The 17210-nt window shown below is 59.5% G+C and carries 18 protein-coding genes; 8 read left to right on the forward strand and 10 right to left on the reverse strand.

Annotated features, from left to right (window positions below; genetic code table 11):
- Positions 1–103: 103 nt before the first annotated feature.
- Positions 104–895, reverse strand: coding sequence for an AraC family transcriptional regulator (locus MF6394_RS16375; protein WP_047710966.1), 792 nt, complete (start codon positions 893–895; stop codon positions 104–106).
- A gap of 187 nt (positions 896–1082) precedes the next feature.
- Here MF6394_RS16375 and MF6394_RS16380 point away from each other — a divergent pair, with 187 nt between their 5' ends.
- From MF6394_RS16380 to MF6394_RS16400, 5 genes are all read left to right on the forward strand, one after another.
- Complete coding sequence (locus MF6394_RS16380) at positions 1083–2708, forward strand: APC family permease (RefSeq protein WP_047710967.1); 1626 nt, start codon at positions 1083–1085, stop codon at positions 2706–2708.
- An 11-nt stretch (positions 2709–2719) separates the two neighbouring features.
- Entirely contained in the window at positions 2720–3646 is a 927-nt protein-coding gene (locus tag MF6394_RS16385) for a 4-hydroxyproline epimerase (RefSeq protein ID WP_078467063.1), read from the forward strand.
- A 37-nt stretch (positions 3647–3683) separates the two neighbouring features.
- Positions 3684–4631 carry a dihydrodipicolinate synthase family protein gene (locus MF6394_RS16390; protein ID WP_078467064.1) on the forward strand — a complete coding sequence of 316 codons (948 nt, stop codon included), beginning with the start codon at positions 3684–3686 and terminating at the stop codon, positions 4629–4631.
- 133 nt (positions 4632–4764) lie between these two features.
- On the forward strand, positions 4765–6336 hold the full coding sequence (locus MF6394_RS16395; protein WP_078467065.1) for an aldehyde dehydrogenase (NADP(+)): 1572 nt from the start codon (positions 4765–4767) through the stop codon (positions 6334–6336).
- A gap of 2 nt (positions 6337–6338) precedes the next feature.
- Positions 6339–7586 carry an NAD(P)/FAD-dependent oxidoreductase gene (locus tag MF6394_RS16400; RefSeq protein WP_078467066.1) on the forward strand — a complete coding sequence of 416 codons (1248 nt, stop codon included), beginning with the start codon at positions 6339–6341 and terminating at the stop codon, positions 7584–7586.
- Here MF6394_RS16400 and MF6394_RS16405 read toward each other — a convergent pair.
- The 5 genes from MF6394_RS16405 to MF6394_RS16425 all read right to left on the reverse strand — a co-directional run bounded on the left by MF6394_RS16405 (position 7557) and on the right by MF6394_RS16425 (position 11619).
- Entirely contained in the window at positions 7557–8504 is a 948-nt protein-coding gene (locus tag MF6394_RS16405; protein WP_047710971.1) for an ADP-ribosylglycohydrolase family protein, read from the reverse strand. The two genes, MF6394_RS16400 and MF6394_RS16405, sit on opposite strands and share 30 nt — an antisense overlap.
- A 37-nt stretch (positions 8505–8541) precedes the next feature.
- A complete protein-coding gene (locus MF6394_RS16410; protein ID WP_050516238.1) occupies positions 8542–9525 on the reverse strand; it encodes a GlxA family transcriptional regulator in 984 nt (327 codons plus the stop codon).
- A 93-nt stretch (positions 9526–9618) separates the two neighbouring features.
- The gene (locus tag MF6394_RS34155; RefSeq protein WP_153474837.1) at positions 9619–9876 is read right to left on the reverse strand and encodes a hypothetical protein; all 258 of its coding nucleotides are present in this window, start codon (positions 9874–9876) and stop codon (positions 9619–9621) included.
- 562 nt (positions 9877–10438) lie between these two features.
- Positions 10439–11047 carry a LysE family translocator gene (locus tag MF6394_RS16420; protein ID WP_044274166.1) on the reverse strand — a complete coding sequence of 203 codons (609 nt, stop codon included), beginning with the start codon at positions 11045–11047 and terminating at the stop codon, positions 10439–10441.
- Positions 11048–11169: 122 nt separating this feature from the next.
- Positions 11170–11619 carry a winged helix-turn-helix transcriptional regulator gene (locus MF6394_RS16425; protein ID WP_003191562.1) on the reverse strand — a complete coding sequence of 150 codons (450 nt, stop codon included), beginning with the start codon at positions 11617–11619 and terminating at the stop codon, positions 11170–11172.
- Between the two features lie 96 nt (positions 11620–11715).
- On the opposite strand from MF6394_RS16425, the gene MF6394_RS16430 reads away from it, so the two are divergent.
- Complete coding sequence (locus tag MF6394_RS16430; protein WP_069557668.1) at positions 11716–12657, forward strand: aromatic alcohol reductase; 942 nt, start codon at positions 11716–11718, stop codon at positions 12655–12657.
- A 50-nt stretch (positions 12658–12707) separates the two neighbouring features.
- On the opposite strand, the gene MF6394_RS34305 is transcribed toward MF6394_RS16430, so the two are convergent.
- From MF6394_RS34305 to MF6394_RS16440, 4 genes are all read right to left on the reverse strand, one after another.
- Positions 12708–12875: a hypothetical protein gene (locus tag MF6394_RS34305; protein WP_164545331.1), complete on the reverse strand. Its 168-nt coding sequence runs from the start codon at positions 12873–12875 to the stop codon at positions 12708–12710.
- A gap of 216 nt (positions 12876–13091) precedes the next feature.
- The gene (locus MF6394_RS16435; RefSeq protein WP_228391085.1) at positions 13092–13811 is read right to left on the reverse strand and encodes an META and DUF4377 domain-containing protein; all 720 of its coding nucleotides are present in this window, start codon (positions 13809–13811) and stop codon (positions 13092–13094) included.
- A gap of 409 nt (positions 13812–14220) precedes the next feature.
- Complete coding sequence (locus tag MF6394_RS33835) at positions 14221–14430, reverse strand: hypothetical protein (protein WP_146552280.1); 210 nt, start codon at positions 14428–14430, stop codon at positions 14221–14223.
- A 135-nt stretch (positions 14431–14565) separates the two neighbouring features.
- Positions 14566–15716 (reverse strand): IS3 family transposase gene (locus MF6394_RS16440; protein ID WP_102047795.1). Its coding sequence is split into 2 segments (ribosomal slippage): positions 14566–15482 and positions 15482–15716, totalling 1152 coding nucleotides; the frame shifts between segments, so codons are not numbered across the junction.
- Positions 15717–16065: 349 nt separating this feature from the next.
- Here MF6394_RS16440 and MF6394_RS34310 point away from each other — a divergent pair.
- Both MF6394_RS34310 and MF6394_RS16450 read left to right on the forward strand, forming a co-directional pair.
- On the forward strand, positions 16066–16356 hold the full coding sequence (locus tag MF6394_RS34310) for a hypothetical protein (RefSeq protein WP_177345143.1): 291 nt from the start codon (positions 16066–16068) through the stop codon (positions 16354–16356).
- The gene (locus tag MF6394_RS16450; RefSeq protein WP_078467068.1) at positions 16353–16916 is read left to right on the forward strand and encodes a siphovirus Gp157 family protein; all 564 of its coding nucleotides are present in this window, start codon (positions 16353–16355) and stop codon (positions 16914–16916) included. The genes MF6394_RS34310 and MF6394_RS16450 overlap by 4 nt, the downstream gene beginning before the upstream one ends.
- Positions 16917–17210: the final 294 nt, after the last annotated feature.

Here is a 17210-nt window from a genome sequence, read left to right on the forward strand (position 1 = left end):
GGCTCAAAAATGTGGGAGCGGGCTTGCTCGCGAATGCGGTGGGTCATTTAGCCTATCCGGCACTGACACTCTGCATTCGCGAGCAAGCCCGCTCCCACAATGGTTATGCGTCTGGCATGCCGTCTGGTACCGAGCCTTGCGTCGCCTGCCGGTACTGCCTCGGCGTGAAGCCGGTTGAAGATTTGAACTGCCGGGTAAACGCGCTGTGATCGGTGTAGCCGCATTGCAGCGCCACCTCGGTAATCGGCAACTCGGTATGCAACAACCGCCGGGCATGTTCCAGCCGGACTTTCTGGATCATTTGCCGGGGCGTGAGGTGAAACACGCGCTTGCAGTAACGCTCCAGTTGCGCCACGGAAATCCCGGCGATTCGGGTCAGTTCACCCAGGGTGACACGGCGGTTGAAGTGGCTGCGGATGTGTTCGTCCACCGCCGCCAGGCGCTGATAGGCCGGGTGGGTTTCACTGGCCGATTGCAGGTCTACCGAGATCCCGGCCAGGCCGATGATCGCGCCTAGCCGGTTGTACAGCGGCCATTTGTGGGTCAGGCACCAACCGGGTTCGCGGGTGCCGTAGAGGTGCAATTCGAGTTGGTCTTCCAGTACCAAACCCTGTTTCAACACACGTCGGTCCTGCTCGGTATAACCGGGGCCCAATTGCGCGGGAAACACTTCGGCGCTGGTCTTGCCCAGCAACGGTTGCAGTTGCTTGAGACCACAGCGTTGCACCAGGGTACGGTTGGCGAGCACGTAGCGGGCGTCGATGTCCTTGATGAAAATCGCGGCATTGGGCAGTACATCGAGCATCGGCAGCAACTGCTCTACCCCGCTCAATAGCTGCTCGATGCTGTGGGGTCGGCTGCCCTGGAAAAGGCTCGCGAACGCGCTCTGCAACATGACTTTATCTGCCCTTTTATTCGTCGACAGCCAGCAGATTGCGCCATAGGCCGAGCGCTGTCGAGCGCGGCAAATTGTGCTGAATTCGTCATCCATCGCCGCATAAAACACCAATCGTCAGCCAGGCCTGTGGGTTCAGGATAGCGCCACTGCATGCCTATCCAATAACTCACAAGAAGGCGCCGCTATGTCAGGCCAAGGCAAGTTCAAGAAACAGCTGTCACTGATGGACCTCACCTTTATCGGGTTGGGGGCCATCTTCGGTTCGGGTTGGTTGTTCGCCGCCAGCCACGTGTCTGCCATCGCAGGCCCGGCGGGGATTTTTTCCTGGTTGCTCGGGGGGTTCGCTGTGCTGTTGCTGGGCATTGTCTACTGCGAACTCGGCGCCGCCCTGCCCCGCGCTGGCGGCGTGGTGCGCTACCCGGTGTACTCCCATGGCCCGTTGCTGGGTTACCTGATGGGCTTTATCACGCTGATCGCGTTTTCCAGCCTGGTGGCGATTGAAGTGGTCGCCTCGCGTCAATACGCGGCAGCCTGGTTTCCCCAGCTGACCAAGGCCGGCTCCAGTGACCCGACTACCCTGGGCTGGCTGGTGCAATTTGCCCTGCTGTGCCTGTTCTTTGTGCTCAATTACCGCAGCGTGAAGACCTTTGCCATCGCCAATAACCTGGTGAGCGTGTTCAAGTTCATCGTGCCGTTGCTGGTGATCGGCGTGCTGTTTACCTTCTTCAAGCCTGCGAACTTCCAAGTGCATGGGTTTGCACCGTTCGGCTTGTCGGGCATCGAGATGGCGGTGTCGGCAGGCGGGGTGATCTTTGCCTACCTGGGGCTCACGCCGATCATTTCGGTGGCCAGCGAAGTGAAAAATCCACAGCGCACCATCCCCATCGCCCTGATCCTCTCAGTACTGTTGTCTACGGCCATCTATGTGCTTCTGCAAACCGCGTTCCTCGGCGGCGTGCCTACCGAAATGCTCGCCAATGGCTGGGCCGGCATCAGCAAGGAACTGGCCCTGCCCTATCGCGATATCGCCCTGGCGCTGGGCGTGGGCTGGCTGGCCTACCTGGTGGTGGCCGATGCGGTGATCTCCCCCAGCGGCTGCGGCAATATCTACATGAACGCCACCCCGCGCGTGGTGTATGGCTGGGCGCAGACCGGCACCTTCTTCAAGGTCTTCACGCGCATCGATGAAAAGTCCGGCATCCCGCGCCCGGCGCTATGGCTGACCTTTGGCCTGTCGGTGTTCTGGACCTTGCCGTTCCCGTCCTGGGAAGCGCTGATCAACGTGGTGTCCGCTGCCCTGATCCTCAGTTATGCCGTGGCCCCGGTAACGGTCGCCGCCCTGCGCCGCAATGCACCGGACATGGCACGCCCGTTTCGGGTCAAGGGCATGGCGGTGCTGGGCCCGCTGTCGTTCATCATCGCTGCGCTGATCGTGTACTGGTCGGGCTGGAGCACCGTGTCCTGGCTGCTGGGCCTGCAAATCCTGATGTTTGTGGTGTACCTGCTCTGCGCACGCTGGGTGCCGACCGCGCACCTGAACCTCAAGCAACAAGTTCGCTCATCGGCCTGGCTGATCGGCTTCTACGCCGTGACCATCCTGCTCTCCAAACTCGGCAGCTTTGGCGGTATCGGCGTGATCAGCCACCCGTTTGACACCCTGGTGGTGGCGGCCTGCGCCCTGGGCATCTACTACTGGGGCGCCGCCACCGGCGTGCCCGCCCACTTGGTGCGCCTTGAACAGGAAGAGGACGAAAGCGAAGCCGTCAGCGACACGCACTACAGCGCCCCACTGTCCCCGACCACCCACTGATGGAGTGCCTTATGAAACGGCTGCACGTGATTGACTCACACACCGGCGGTGAACCTACGCGCCTGGTCATGAGCGGTTTCCCCACGCTGGTTGGCGACACGATCGCCGACCAACTGGAGCACCTGCGCACCCATCACGATCAATGGCGCCGCGCCTGCCTGCTGGAGCCACGGGGCAACGATGTACTGGTGGGCGCGCTGTACTGCGCGCCCGTCACGCCGGGGGCGACCTGCGGGGTGATCTTCTTCAACAACGCCGGCTACCTTGGCATGTGCGGCCACGGCACCATCGGCCTGGTTGCCTCACTGCACCACCTGGGGCTGATCCAACCGGGCGTGCACAGCCTCGATACGCCGGTCGGCCCGGTCGCGGCCACCTTGCACGACGACGGCAGCGTGACCCTGCGCAATGTGCCCGCTTACCGCTATCGCAAACAGGTGCCTGTTGAGGTGCCTGGGCACGGCGTGGTGCTGGGCGACATCGCTTGGGGCGGCAACTGGTTCTTCCTGGTGTCGGACCACGGCCATGAGTTGCAGATGGATAACGTGGAGGCCCTGACCGACTACACCTGGGCGATGCTCAAGGCCCTCGAAGCCCAAGGCATCCGTGGCGCAGACGGTGCGCTGATCGACCATATCGAATTGTTCGCCGACGACGCCCACGCCGACAGCCGCAACTTTGTGATGTGCCCTGGCAAAGCCTATGACCGCTCCCCCTGCGGCACCGGCACCAGCGCCAAGCTCGCCTGCCTGGCCGCCGACGCAAAACTGGCCGCAGGAGAACCCTGGGTACAAGCCAGCATCACCGGCAGCCAATTCCTCGGCCGCTATGAGTGGGACGGCGAACACGTACGCCCCTTCATCACCGGCCGCGCCTACATGACCGCCGACAGCACCCTGCTGATCGACGAACAAGACCCGTTTGCCTGGGGCATCTGAGCCCTTGATCAATTCAACTGAAACCGGAGTTAGCACCATGAGCGACAACATCTTTACCGGCTGCATGCCCGCCCTGATGACCCCTTGCACCGCCGAACGCCAACCGGACTTCGACGCCCTGGTGGCCAAGGGTCGCGAGCTGATCGACATCGGCATGAGTGCCGTGGTGTATTGCGGCTCCATGGGCGACTGGCCGCTGCTCACCGAGGCCCAGCGCCAGGAAGGCGTGGCGCGCCTGGTGGCGGCGGGTGTGCCAACCATCGTCGGCACCGGTGCGGTGAACAGCCGTGAAGCCGTATCCCATGCAGCCCATGCCGCTAAAGTCGGCGCCCATGGTTTGATGGTCATTCCCCGCGTGCTGTCCCGTGGTGCTTCGGTCACCGCGCAAAAGGCCCACTTTGCAGCGATCCTCAACGCGGCCCCCAACCTGCCGGCGGTGATCTATAACAGCCCCTACTACGGTTTCGCCACCCGCGCCGACCTGTTCTTCGAACTGCGCCGCGAACACCCGAACCTGATCGGCTTCAAGGAGTTTGGCGGTGCCGCCGACTTGCGTTATGCCGCGGAAAACATCACCTCCCAGGATGACGATGTGACCCTGATGGTCGGCGTCGATACCCAAGTGGTCCACGGCTTCGTCAACTGCAACGCCACCGGCGCCATCACCGGCATCGGCAATGCACTGCCGCGCGAAGTGCTGCAACTGGTGGCCCTGAGCAAAAAAGCCGCCAAGGGCGATGCCAAGGCGCGGCGCCAGGCACGTGAGTTGGAAGCTGCGCTGGCGGTATTGTCGTCGTTCGACGAGGGCTGCGACCTGGTGCTGTATTACAAGCATTTGATGGTGCTCAACGGTGACCAGGGTTACGCCCTGCACTTCAACGAAACCGACGAGCTCAGCGCGGCCCAGCGCCGCTATGCCGAGCAGCAGTACGCGCTGTTCCGCCAGTGGTATGCCAACTGGTCGACAGAACAGAACGCCGCTTGATTCTTTGTAGGAGCGAGCTTGCTCGCGAAGATCGTTAACGATAACGCGCTCAGCCTGAATGAACGCGTTGTAGGCACGTTTTTCGCGAGCAAGCTCGCTCCTACAACACTCCTCTGTTTTCCAGGATGTCCCCATGACTCTGACAGGCAAGCTGCTGATCGGTCAGCAATCCATCTCCGGCCATCGCGATGCGATCCGCGCGATCAACCCCGCCACCAACACCCCACTGGAACCCGCCTACGCTGGCGGGGATGAGCAGCACGTGGATCAGGCCTGCGCACTGGCGTGGGCCGCGTTTGACGCTTACCGCGAAACCACCTTGGCAGATCGCGCCACGTTGCTCGAAACCATCGCCACCCACATCGAAGCCTTGGGTGATGAGCTGGTCGAACGCGCCTGCGCCGAAACTGGCTTGCCTCGCGCACGCATTGAAGGTGAACGCGGCCGTACCTGCGGGCAACTGCGCGCTTTTGCCCGCACCGTGCGCCTGGGCGAATGGCTTGACGTGCGCGTCGATACCGCACAGCCCCAGCGCCACCCCCTGCCCCGTGGCGACCTGCGCCAGCGCCATATCGCCCTCGGCCCCGTCGCAGTGTTCGGTGCCAGCAACTTCCCTCTGGCCTTCTCCGTGGCGGGCGGCGATACCGCGTCGGCACTCGCCGCCGGTTGCCCGGTGATCGTCAAGGCGCATAACGCGCACCCCGGCACCAGCGAGCTGGTGGGCTGCGCCATCGCCCAGGCGGTGAAAGATTGTGGCTTGCCGGAGGGTGTGTTTTCACTGCTCTACGGCGCGGGTAACGAGGTGGGTATCGCACTGGTGAGCGACCCGCGCATCAAGGCTGTGGGCTTTACCGGTTCGCGCAGTGGCGGCATTGCCCTCTGCCAAGCGGCGCAGGCACGCCCGGAGCCGATCCCGGTGTACGCGGAAATGAGCTCGATCAACCCGGTATACCTGTTTCCTGCTGCACTTGAAACTAGGTGCGAAGCCTTGGCCGAAGGGTTCGTGGCGTCGCTGACCCAAGGCGCCGGCCAGTTCTGCACCAACCCTGGCCTGGTGATTGCCCTGCAAGGCGCCACTCTGGACCGCTTTATTCAGTCAGCCAGTGACCGGCTCTCGGGTTGCTCGGCCCAGACCATGCTCACACCGGGCATCTTCAACGCCTACGAAACCGGTGTGGAGACCCTGGCCCAACACGCCAACATAGCCGCCAAGGGCTTGCCAGCAAACGGACCGAACCAGGGCCAGGCCCGTCTGTTCGTGACCCAGGCCGAGGCGTTCCTGAACAATCAACACCTGCAAGCCGAAGTATTCGGCGCCGCCTCGCTGGTGGTGGCATGCCGCGATGTCGAGCACATGCGCCAGGTGTCCGAACACCTGGAAGGTCAACTCACCGCCACCCTGCACATGGATGACCACGACCTGCCACAGGCCCGGGCACTGCTGCCAGTGCTGGAGCGCAAGGCTGGGCGCTTGCTGGTGAACGGCTGGCCGTCCGGCGTAGAAGTGTGTGACGCCATGGTGCATGGCGGGCCCTTTCCGGCGACTTCGGATGCGCGCAGCACCTCGGTGGGTACGGCGGCTATTCTGCGTTTCCTGCGCCCGGTGTGTTACCAGGATTTCCCGGACGCCTTGCTGCCCACTGCCCTGCAGCACGACAACCCGCTGCAACTGCGGCGTCTGCTCGACGGCCAGCGAGAAGCATAACCATGGCCGATCCCAATCAAGCAGACATCGTCGTGGTCGGCGCCGGCATTATCGGCGTCGCCTGCGCCTTGCAGTTGGCACGCCAAGGCCGGCGAGTCGTGGTGCTCGACGCGCAGGCACCCGGCATGGGCGCCTCCTACGGCAACGCCGGCCACCTGGCGACGGAGCAAGTCTTCCCCATCGCCGACCTGTCAATCCTCAAGCGCTTGCCCGCCATGCTCCTGGATCCCATGGGCCCGTTGCGCCTGGACTGGACCTACCTGCCCCGCGCCCTGCCCTGGTTTATCCGCCTGCTATTGAACCTGCGGCCAGCGCGTTATCAGCGCACCGTGGCCGGCCTTCGCGCGCTGAACGAAGGCAGCCTGGGCGCGTGGCAACGCTTGCTGCAATCGATTGGGCAAGCGCCATTGCTGCGTGAAGACGGTTCGCTATTGGTGTATGAGCGCGCCGAATCCCGCGCTGCACTGGATGCGTTGCAGCAGCGCATGAGGCAGCAAGGCGTCGCCGTGGAGTCCTGGAGCGGCGATGCGGTGCGCAAGGCTGCGCCGCAACTGAGCGACGCCATACAAGGCGGTTTGTTCTTCCCGGCTACCGGGCACTTTCTGGACCCGTACACGGTGGTTGGCGAACTGGTGAGCGCGGCCAAGGCCGAAGGGGTGCAATTTCTTCAGCAGCGCGTTCTGGATGCACGCCTGGAGGGCAGCGGCGTTTCCCTGATGACCGACCAAGGCGTACTGACAGCACCGCACGTGCTGATCGCCTGCGGCGCCCATTCGGCCAAACTCACCGCTGCACTCACCGGCAAACAAGTGCCACTGGACACCGAACGCGGTTACCACCTGATGCTGCCCCACGAACAACAACGACTGCCCTTCGCGGTCACTTCGCTGGAGCGAAAATTCATCATGACGCCCATGACCGGTGGCCTGCGCCTGGCCGGCACGGTCGAATTCGCCGGCCTCGACCGCCCGGCCAATATGCAACGCGCCTGGCAGCTGCACCGGTTGAGCAAAGGGCTGTTCCGACACGACTTGAGCCACAGCGAAGCCACACCCTGGATGGGGTTTCGCCCTTCCCTGCCCGACTCACTGCCAATCATTGACCGGGTGTGCGAGGGCAAGGTACTGCTTGCGTTCGGTCACCAGCATCTGGGGCTGACACAAGCAGCGGTGACGGCCGAGAGGGTTGGGCAGCTTGCGGCGGGTGAGCGTGTGCCAGAATTACAGCCTTATCGGCTGGATCGTTTCTGAACCTTGCTGTTGTAGGTGCGAAGTGTTGAATAACGCATCAGCCGTTTCTTGAATTTCATCGCGCATCCATAGTTTGTTCAACCAATCGGCGGGGATAGCCTGGACGCCATAATACGCCCCCGCCAGTTGCCCAACAATTGCGGCAGTAGTGTCTGCATCATCCCCAAGGTTGGCGGCGGTGAGTATCGCGTCAGCAAAGTTTGAGGTCTGATCGAAACACCAGAATGCGGCCTCCAGCGAAGCCACCGCGTAACCTGAGCCAACAATTTGAGCAGAGGTTTTATCGCGATAATCGCCAGAGGCGATAGCCTTGACCTTAGGGGCCGACAGCACGGTGTGGGAAAAGCTCAGCACCTGCTTCTTTGGAACACCGCTCAGGGCATTGCTGATAGCCTCGGCCAGCAGCAGGCAGCACTCGATAGCCTCCTGCGCGGCATGAGTAGTTCGCGAGCTTTGCTCGGCAAACAGGTGGATGTGCGCCCTATCTGGAAAGTAAAACAACACCACAGGTGCGAGGCGCATCATTGAACCATTGCCGGCCGAGTACGGATGCGTTGAGCCCGCAAAAGCGTTGCCACTTTGCTGAAATTGCTCCAGCGCTTCGCGAACCGTCATGCCGATATCAAAACACTCTCCGGTAGAACTCAAGTAACCCCACTTCCACCAATTCAGGTAACGCCCCATCTGGTCCACCGCGTCAAAACCGCCTTTGCGCAACAGGCTTTCGGCCAGACACAGTGCCATGGACGTATCGTCAGTCCATTGGCCAGGCTTGAGACTAAACGGTCCGCCGCCTAGCATATCCGTCACGGGAGAAAAGCTGCCACGGGGCATGAATTCAACGGTCGTCCCTACAGCGTCGCCACACGCCAGCCCAAGTAGGCTGCCGCGATAACGATCCAAAAGCGTGATGTCCATTGCCACTCCTTGTGAAAATCTTTCTACACACGCCAGGCTACTTGACCAACCGCTTCTCCTTCGAGGGGCGATAGCCGAAATACGCGCTGTAGCATTTGCTGAAATGGCTCGGCGAGACAAACCCGCACGCCACCAGCACATCCACCTGGGATAACTCGGTGTGCTGCAACAGGCGTCGCGCTTCAGTGACGCGCAGTTCCATGTAGTAGCGCTGCGGCGTGGTGCCCAGCTGTTCTTTGAACAGGCGCTCCAACTGGCGGCGGGAACGGCCGGCGTAGACGGCGAGTTGATCGAGTTCCAGGGGCTCTTCGAGGTTGGCGTCCATCAGCTTCACCACCTCGCGCAGCGGCGCGCTGACACACATATTTTCGGTGGGTTTGATACGGCGGTAGCGCGACTCTTCGAACGCCAGGATATCTTCGATGCCTTCGACCAAGGCTTTGCCATGCAAGCTCTTGATCCAGTCCAGTGCCATGTGGAAAGCCCCCGAGGGGCTGGACGCAGTGAGGCGGTCGCGGTCGATCACATAGGGTTCGCTGGTGACCTGCGCCGCCTTGGACACTTCGGCCAATGCCGGGCGATGTTCGGGGTGGATGGCACAGCGGTAACCCTGCAACAGCCCCGCACGCCCGAGGAACCACGAGCCGTTCCACAAACCGGCGAGGCGCACGCCCGCTTCACCCGCGCTGCGCAGCCATTGGATAAACGGCTCGCTGGCCTTGAGTTCGGTGCGAAAACCACCGCAGATCACCAACAAGTCCAAGTCCTGCAAGCTCGCCAGCATCAGGTTCGCATCCGGGCGAATGACCAGGCCCAGGTCGCTGATGACTTCGCCCTCCCCCCAACCGAAGGTGCGCGTAGCGAACAGATCGGGGCGCAACAGGTTGGCGGTCACCAGCGTATCGAGGGTCTGGGTAAAGGCCGGAAGCGAAAAGTGTTCGAGCAGCAGGAAACCGACACGGGTGACCGAGGTTGATTGCTGGGGGTTATCACTGAGGTAGCGCAGGTTCTTGCCTTGCATGCCACCGCTGAACTGGCGTCTTTCCATCGAGGGTCGGCCCACGCTTATTGTTGTGCAGTGGGCGCTATCTTAGGGGCAAATGCAGTGGCTGTCTCAGGTGACGCTCAGGGCGGGTAGCGGCCATGGCGCTGATCTTGATAAAAACTGTTCGCTTGAAAAGCCACGGCCCAGGCGCTGCGCGGTGATCTGATACGGTTTTTTCTTTTCGATCTGCGCCTGTATTGAAAACCGCTTGAGGCGGACAATAGCCCCATCCCGACATTCCTGTCGTCCCCTTCCCCTCGGAGGCCTTATGACCAAGATGGCAATTTTCCTGTTCGGCTTTTTGGTGTTGACCATTGGCATCGGCATGTTGGCGACCATCTCGCCGGTCTAAGCCCGCATTAGTGTGGCGAGGGAGCTTGCTCCCGTGACGGCCTGACAGCCGACGCCTATCTCCATGACACCCTGCAATCCAACTGTGGGAGCTGGCTTGCCTGCGATGGCGGCCTATCAGCCGACACGTCTCTACCTGACACCCCGCGGTCCAAACTGTGGGAGCGGGCTTGCTCGCGAAGGCGGCCTGGCGGTCAATACAGTTGGATTGTGTACATATCCATTGCTGAGGTAACGGCCACTTAGGGTTCCGCCTGACGGCGGGTCACTTTCGAAAAGCGCGAAAGTAACCAAAGCGCTCTTGCCCCACCCCTCGGCACCTCGCTTAGGCTCGGTGTGCCCGTAATCCGCCAGTGATTTGGGGGGGCCGCCGCCACGCGCCATCCATGGCGCGGGGCGGCTAAACCGGCATCCCTGCCGGTTTACCCCCCCAAATCCCTGTCGAATTCCGGCCAGCGGGGTTTAACGGGGCGCTTCAGATCAAAAGCAGATCAAGAGCAAGAGCGACTCGCTTCGCATCGTGGTTACCTACGCCACCTCAGCCCAAAAACAGCATCGGATACAGCGATAATACCAACAGCCCGGCCATGGACCAGTTGAACATCCGTAACCAGCGCGGCTCACGCAGCAGGTTACGCAAGCCGCTGCCACATCCCACCCACACGCACACACTCGGCAGGTTGACCACTGCAAACACCAGGGCGATCACCAGCACATTGGTGACATAACCCTCGGCAGGCGTGTAGGTAGTGATCGCCCCTAGCGCCATGATCCATGCCTTGGGGTTGACCCACTGGAAGGCCGCCGCACCGAGGAAGGTCATCGGCTTGCCGTGTTCATCCGGGTTGTCAGACATGCCGCCCGCATTGGCAATCTTCCACGCCAGGTACAACAAATACGCGGCGCCGACATAACGCAACAATGTGTAAGCCCACGGGAACAGCTTGAACACCTCGCCCAAGCCCAGCCCCACACAGATCACCAACAGCATAAAGCCGATGCTGATCCCCAGCGCATGGGGCATCGAACGGCGAAAGCCGAAATTCACGCCTGAGGCCAGCAACATGGTGTTGTTGGGCCCAGGGGTGATCGAAGAGACAAAAGCGAACAGCACGAAGGCTGATAACAGGCTGGTGGACATGAACATGGCGCGGCATCCAAGCGGTGGTGATGTGCCTGCGACAGTAGTGGGTTATGGCGCGCTGCGCCCCGTACAGCTAGGGGTGGATCGAGGCATACACTTGCACAGCCTTCATCGAGAAGTTGCGCTTACCGAGGCGCATCGGGAATCGGTGTGGGAACCTGCCACGCCGGTTTTTTGCCCTCCTGACTGTCGAAAATACGCCGAGCCTTGCGAAAGTCCTCCACGTTTTCCACCACCCAGGTCCAGATAGGCGACATGCGAATCAAAAGCTCTCGGCCCAGGGGCGTCAGCTCGTACTCGACGCGGGGCGGAATCTCACCGAACTCGCGCCGAACCAACAAACCATCGCGCTCCATGGCGCGTAGAGTTTTGGTCAACATGCGCTGAGTCACACCTGTCATCTGCCGTTTTATCTCGGCATGACGCATCGCACCGTACACACCCAAGGCATGCAAAATGCCCAGTGACCAGCGGCTACCGGCGTGAGCCAGGACTTCACGCCTGACGCCATCGTCTTCTTCCCTGAGCGACTGGCAGATAACTTCTGCCTGGCTGAGCGTTTCATGATCGGTCATTTCTACCCCTGGTATCACCCGTGTGCCTTCTTATGAGCGCTGCCGAATCGTGCCAGCATGAACTCATCTTATCGCCAACAGGTCTGCGGAGAAATCATGCCTGAAATGACCCCACTTCCCTCTCAATCGATCCTTGTTCTAGGCGCCGGCGAGCTCGGCCTGCCGGTTTTGCGCAATCTGGCGCGTGAGGCCAAACGCGCGCCCGGCTCCACCCTCAGCGTGTTGCTAAGGGAGTCGACCATCAACACGCAAGTGCCCGAAAAAAAGGTAGAGATCGATGAGCTGCGCGGCCTGGGCATTCAGATGGTCGCCGCAGACCTGGTGAACGACTCAATCGATCAACTTGCCAAGGTCTTCGCACGCTTCGATACCGTGATCGGCTGCGCGGGCATGGTCGCGGGCCGCGAAACCCCGATGAAGCTGGCGACCGCCGCGCTCAAGTCCGGCGTGAAGCGCTACTTCCCGTGGCAGTTCGGCGTGGATTTCGAAGTGATTGGCCGGGGCAGCCCCCAGGATCTGTTCGATGCTCAGCTCGATGTGCGCGAGTTGCTGCGCGCCCAGGACAACACTGAATGGGTCATCATCTCGACAGGCATGTTCACCAGCTTCCTGTTCGAGCCGGTGTTCGAGGTCGTCGACTTCGACAACAACACAGTCAACGCCCTGGGCAGTCTGGAGAATAGCGTGACGCTCACCACGCCAGACGACATCGGCACGCTGACAGCGCAAATCGTGTTCTTCGAACCGCGCCTGCGCAATCAGATTGTCTACCTGGCCGGCGACACCGTGACGTATGGGCAGGTTGCGAGCATGCTGGGGCGTGTTCTGGATCGTTCGTTCAAGCGCAACGTGTGGACGGTTGACTACCTCATGCAGGCACTGGAGCAAGACCCCACACACCACATCAAGAAGTACCGTGCCGTATTCGCACAAGGCAAAGGTGTGGCCTGGCCTAAGGCGGCCACCTTCAACGAGCAACAGTCGATTCCGGTCACCACTGCCGAGCAGTGGGCTCGGGAAAACCTTGCAGACCTTTGAAAGCCGGATTCTGAGGCCAGCCGTAAAGGCTGGCACAGGTGAAGGGACGGTTAGCGGCTTTGAGCTTCACGCTGCTGGCCCGCGGCATGTTGTTTTTTTACATGCTTGCGCGACCTGAGCTCGTATTGATGGTGAATAAACCAGGCGATCAACAACAACCCAGTGACGCCAAAAACCAAGACCAACAGCTCTAGCGCAGTACCTTCATGTGAAAACATTTTTCGTTCCTCGTCCTGAAGCCGTATGACCGAAAAAACAGCCACACCGAAATTGTTTGTAATAATTCAAACATTTTCAGGGTAGTCGGCAAATCCTCAGGTGACAACCCCGATCGGGCTATAACCCTTGATCTAGACGTGTCACTCGTCGAAAAACGGGTAAGTCACACGCAATAAAAAACCCCGTAGACGCTAATCTACGGGGTTTGCGCGAGCTTACTTGCTGCCAGAAGCGTCCTGCTCGACCACCATATCCAACACGTAGACCGTCGAAGGCGCATCCGCTGGCGGATTCTTCCATTCGTACTGCTTGACCCGCAACACAGTGCGCACGCCGTCATGATGCACAAAGCCTTCGATAGGCTGGTACAGCGGATGCCAGGTGTCTTGGGTCGCCAGTTGCAGGCCCGCGTCGTCATAGCGACGCTCACGCACTTGCAGGCACTGATAATCTGGAATCAAAGGATGGCTGCACTTGACCGTCTTGGCCGCCACTTCCAGAAACTTGACCTCACCCTCGCTACCGTAGCGGGTCTGCGGGGTGGCCTCGCCTTGCAGCTTGAGCACCGAGCCGTCCGCTGTCGTCAGTTGCAGCATCGGCGCCCTGTTATCGCCGGTGATCACAGCGCGCAGATCGCCCTTGAACAGCCGCCCTACCTGGGCGTCAAGGTCCATCAGGCTCTTGTCACAGGCCATCAGCGTAGAGGCCAGTGGCTGAACCTTCAGAACCCCGTCCTGATAGTGATAGCCGCCGAACTGACGATTGCAGCCGCCGCTGATGCTCAGGTTCTTGTCACCGAAGGCGACACGCAACTTGCGCTCGATGCCTTTGTTCATCGCCACGAGAGGCTTGCCCGACGCATCCGTTGCCGAGACCAGGTTCCAGTCGTAAGCAGATAAGGTTGGCTGGGCTACAGCGGCTGAGGTAGTTGGCATCGAAGGTGATTCTTCATGGCTTTTGGAAGGGGCGGCACAGCATTGGATGAGTGCAGCGCACACGGCTACAAGAAGAATTTTTTGTTTCATGGGTCACTCTGTCAGCTTTGATGAGTGCGGGCGTTATTCTGCGCTGGCAGGATAAGCGCGCGGCTAAAACGGCGTGAGGAGGTCGTTTGAGGCTTTAATGAGCGTAGACCCAATGCGCGCTTGGCGGACCTCGTCCTTGGCCGATAGCAATCGGACATCATTTGCTTCGATCAGTTTCACCCAATGAGGTCGGTGGCGGTATTGCTAAATCCCAGGCAATAAAAAACCCCGTAGACGTTAACCTACGGGGTTTCTAAGAGTGGAGGCCGAGGTCGGAATCGAACCGGCGTAGGCGGATTTGCAATCCACGGATTTTTCCTTATTTAACAAATGGTTGGCTAAAACTCAGTTCCGCACCGTGGTGAACCTCAGAAGCCTGTAAGCCAGGCGAGGCAAGGGGGACGATTTGGGTTGCGGAACTGATTTTCGTACCTGCTTTTTTAAATAAGGTTGGAAAAAAATTCATTACGAAACCAAAAGAGTAGGGAATCAGATCAATCGTCTGACCGCTTTCGGCCAAAGCAGCCACTCACGTACGAAATCGTTCGACCCGGAGCGGGCATTTGGAGTGCCAAGTCTCGACTGTGGAAAGCGGTCGTTCAGCCGTTGTGAGAAATAGCATGAGCTGACTCTTGGGGACATTCCATGAATCGCCCCGGATTCTCTAGACACCTTGCAAGCTCATTGCGTAACGCTTTTCAAACTCTACCGGTGACAGCTGATTGTTGAAACCATGGCGGCGTTTTACGTTGTAGAACATCTCGATGTAATCGAACACATCACTACGAGCATCTTCCCGCGTAATGTAGGTTTTTCGCTTGATCCGTTCCCGTTTCAGAAGCTGGAAAAAGCTCTCGGCCACGGCGTTGTCATGACAGTTACCTCGGCGGCTCATACTGGCAACCAAATTGTTTGCGCTCAAAAAGCTGCGCCAATCGGAGCTGCTGTACTGGCTGCCCTGGTCGGAATGAACCATCACCTCTTGCTTCGGTTTACGCCTCCAAACCGCCATCAACAACGCATCAATAGCCAAATCACTGGTCATCTGCGCCTTCATTGACCAGCCAACGACCTGACGAGAAAACAGGTCCCGCACCACCGCCAAATACAACCAGCCTTCATACGTACGAATGTAGGTGATGTCGGTGACCCAAACCTTGTTGGGTTCCACGACATCGAACTGGCGCTTCAACAAATTGGGTGAGGCGACCGCTGGCCTACCGCCATACTTGCCAGGGCGGCGTCGATAACCTGTCTGAGAGCGCAGCCCTTCAAGCCGCATCAGCCTTGCCACACGATGGCGCCCGCAAACTTCACCGACCTCGCACAGATCGTCATGGACTTTGCGATAGCCATAAACGCCGCCGCTTTCCAGCCATGAATGCTTGATCAAACCCAGCAGTCGCTGGTCGTCTTTGGCGCGTGCAGATTGCGGCTCAGACAACCAGGCGTAATAGCCACTGGGATGGACTTTCAGCGTCACGCAAAGCCGTCGAATGGAATAGTCACCGGCTCGCTGCTTGATAAAGGCGTACTTCAACCGCACTCCTTGGCAAAGTACGCGGCGGCCTTTTTTAAGATGTCTCGCTCTTCAGTGACCCGCTTGAGTTCGGCTCGCAGACGCCGCAGTTCCGCGTGCTGATCATCGTCTTGCTGCCGTTCTGCTTGAGGTTTGCTGTAGCGCTTTATCCAGGCATAGAGGCTATGCGTCGACACGCCGAGACGGGCCGCCACATCAGCGACAGGCAGCTTCTTTTCGGTCACTTGATTAACCGCCTGGATTTTGAATTCTTCGGGGTAACGCGGGTTGCTCATGGCACCTCCTAATTGACCTCAGTTTAAGGCAAAGAGGTGTCTAGGAAACCCGGGGCGATTCAGTTGGACGGTCCTCGAGGACCGGTTTGATGAGGGCGCACCACTCCAGGCGCCAACCAAAGAGTGGCCCGACGCACCGCTCATCAACGCGAAGCTGCACACGCTCAAAATCGAACTGTGGTACCTCGGCGAAGAAAGTCAGAAATGCACCGTCCAACATTACGGACACACGCCATTCGTATTCCTGCAGCAAGGAAAAATTCTGACTGATTGGGAAGCAGCCAAGAAGTCACTCACCGATGCCATTGGCAAGTGTCTGCAGCCACTCGGTTTCTCGGCCGACATCCACATGGGCCTGTTCGACGATGCGGCCTATGTCGACGCTGTACGAGATGAAGTCGCCATTTTCAAGGCAGAAGACCGGGTCGCAGAAGAAGAACGGCAGCAACAAGAACGCTTGGAGTACATCAGGTCCGTCATTGAGACCATGAAGGGTGCTCAGTCGGCGCAGGAGCTCAAAAAGATCCATGACCATGCGGTACGTCGACTCACTGCGCGCAATGACGACACCGCCGTCAAACGAATCGCCAAAGAGTTGAGAGACCTCTCCCCTAAATTCGATGAGGAGTCAGCAGCATGACCGAACTCTACGCACTGACCGGTCAGTTGGCCGAACTGGCAGCCTTGGCCGACACAGATGATGAGAGCCTGAGCCAGGCTATCCAAGACACTGTGGATGGCATCATTGGTGAGTTTGAGGTGAAGGCTGAAAGCGTTGTCATGCTGTCACGCAACATCGGCGGTGATATCGACGCGATTGAAAAAGAGATCGACCGCCTGAATGAACTCAAGCGGATTAAGAAGAACACCATCGGCAAGCTCAACGATTACCTGCGTAGGAACATGGAGGCTGCCGACATCAAGTCGATCAAGCGCCCTCTGTTCACCATCACTCTAGCGCTGGCTCCCGAGAAGGTAATCGTCGACAAAGAAGACGACCTCCCCGACGACTTTACCGTGGTTAAAACGGACATCGTTGCGGACAAAAAAGCTATCGCCACCAGACTCAAGGAAATTCGAAATCACAACGATGTTGTGCGCAAACGAATATCTGCTGGTGAGGATGCAGAGCACGATTTGATCGAAGAACCGACCTGGGCACACCTGGAGCGCGGTGACAGTTCGATCCGGGTCAAGTGAGGCCAAGCTATGGGATACGGTAAAGGAACTGCCGACTAAGGCTGCGCAACAACACGTGGCGGTGGCCGAAAAGGAACGGCAGCTAGAGGCAGCCAGGTATCGACAGACCCTGAGTCAGAGTCGACCACCAACCATCAGTGGCCCTCTGAAATTACCATCATTAGATGTACCGGATATTGGACGATGCTCTGAGCACCTCTTGACTTACCCGCGCCACAACCTCCTGTTAACCAAAACGTTGCTCGGATATTTCGGAATGAGACGTTGACAGATCTGAGGCATGCCCCAAGAAAC

The organism is Pseudomonas sp. MF6394 (assembly GCF_002018845.1).
GTDB classification, from domain to species: domain Bacteria; phylum Pseudomonadota; class Gammaproteobacteria; order Pseudomonadales; family Pseudomonadaceae; genus Aquipseudomonas; species Aquipseudomonas lactis.

Coding starts and splice junctions, on each gene's coding strand:
- MF6394_RS16375 (WP_047710966.1), bottom strand. CDS start 895: ATGTTGCAGAGCGCGTTCGCGAGCCTTTTCCAGGGCAGCCGACCCCAC.
- MF6394_RS16380 (WP_047710967.1), top strand. CDS start 1,083: ATGTCAGGCCAAGGCAAGTTCAAGAAACAGCTGTCACTGATGGACCTC.
- MF6394_RS16385 (WP_078467063.1), top strand. CDS start 2,720: ATGAAACGGCTGCACGTGATTGACTCACACACCGGCGGTGAACCTACG.
- MF6394_RS16390 (WP_078467064.1), top strand. CDS start 3,684: ATGAGCGACAACATCTTTACCGGCTGCATGCCCGCCCTGATGACCCCT.
- MF6394_RS16395 (WP_078467065.1), top strand. CDS start 4,765: ATGACTCTGACAGGCAAGCTGCTGATCGGTCAGCAATCCATCTCCGGC.
- MF6394_RS16400 (WP_078467066.1), top strand. CDS start 6,339: ATGGCCGATCCCAATCAAGCAGACATCGTCGTGGTCGGCGCCGGCATT.
- MF6394_RS16405 (WP_047710971.1), bottom strand. CDS start 8,504: ATGGACATCACGCTTTTGGATCGTTATCGCGGCAGCCTACTTGGGCTG.
- MF6394_RS16410 (WP_050516238.1), bottom strand. CDS start 9,525: ATGCAAGGCAAGAACCTGCGCTACCTCAGTGATAACCCCCAGCAATCA.
- MF6394_RS34155 (WP_153474837.1), bottom strand. CDS start 9,876: ATGCCGATGCCAATGGTCAACACCAAAAAGCCGAACAGGAAAATTGCC.
- MF6394_RS16420 (WP_044274166.1), bottom strand. CDS start 11,047: ATGTTCATGTCCACCAGCCTGTTATCAGCCTTCGTGCTGTTCGCTTTT.
- MF6394_RS16425 (WP_003191562.1), bottom strand. CDS start 11,619: ATGACCGATCATGAAACGCTCAGCCAGGCAGAAGTTATCTGCCAGTCG.
- MF6394_RS16430 (WP_069557668.1), top strand. CDS start 11,716: ATGCCTGAAATGACCCCACTTCCCTCTCAATCGATCCTTGTTCTAGGC.
- MF6394_RS34305 (WP_164545331.1), bottom strand. CDS start 12,875: ATGTTTTCACATGAAGGTACTGCGCTAGAGCTGTTGGTCTTGGTTTTT.
- MF6394_RS16435 (WP_228391085.1), bottom strand. CDS start 13,811: ATGCCAACTACCTCAGCCGCTGTAGCCCAGCCAACCTTATCTGCTTAC.
- MF6394_RS34310 (WP_177345143.1), top strand. CDS start 16,066: ATGGGCCTGTTCGACGATGCGGCCTATGTCGACGCTGTACGAGATGAA.
- MF6394_RS16450 (WP_078467068.1), top strand. CDS start 16,353: ATGACCGAACTCTACGCACTGACCGGTCAGTTGGCCGAACTGGCAGCC.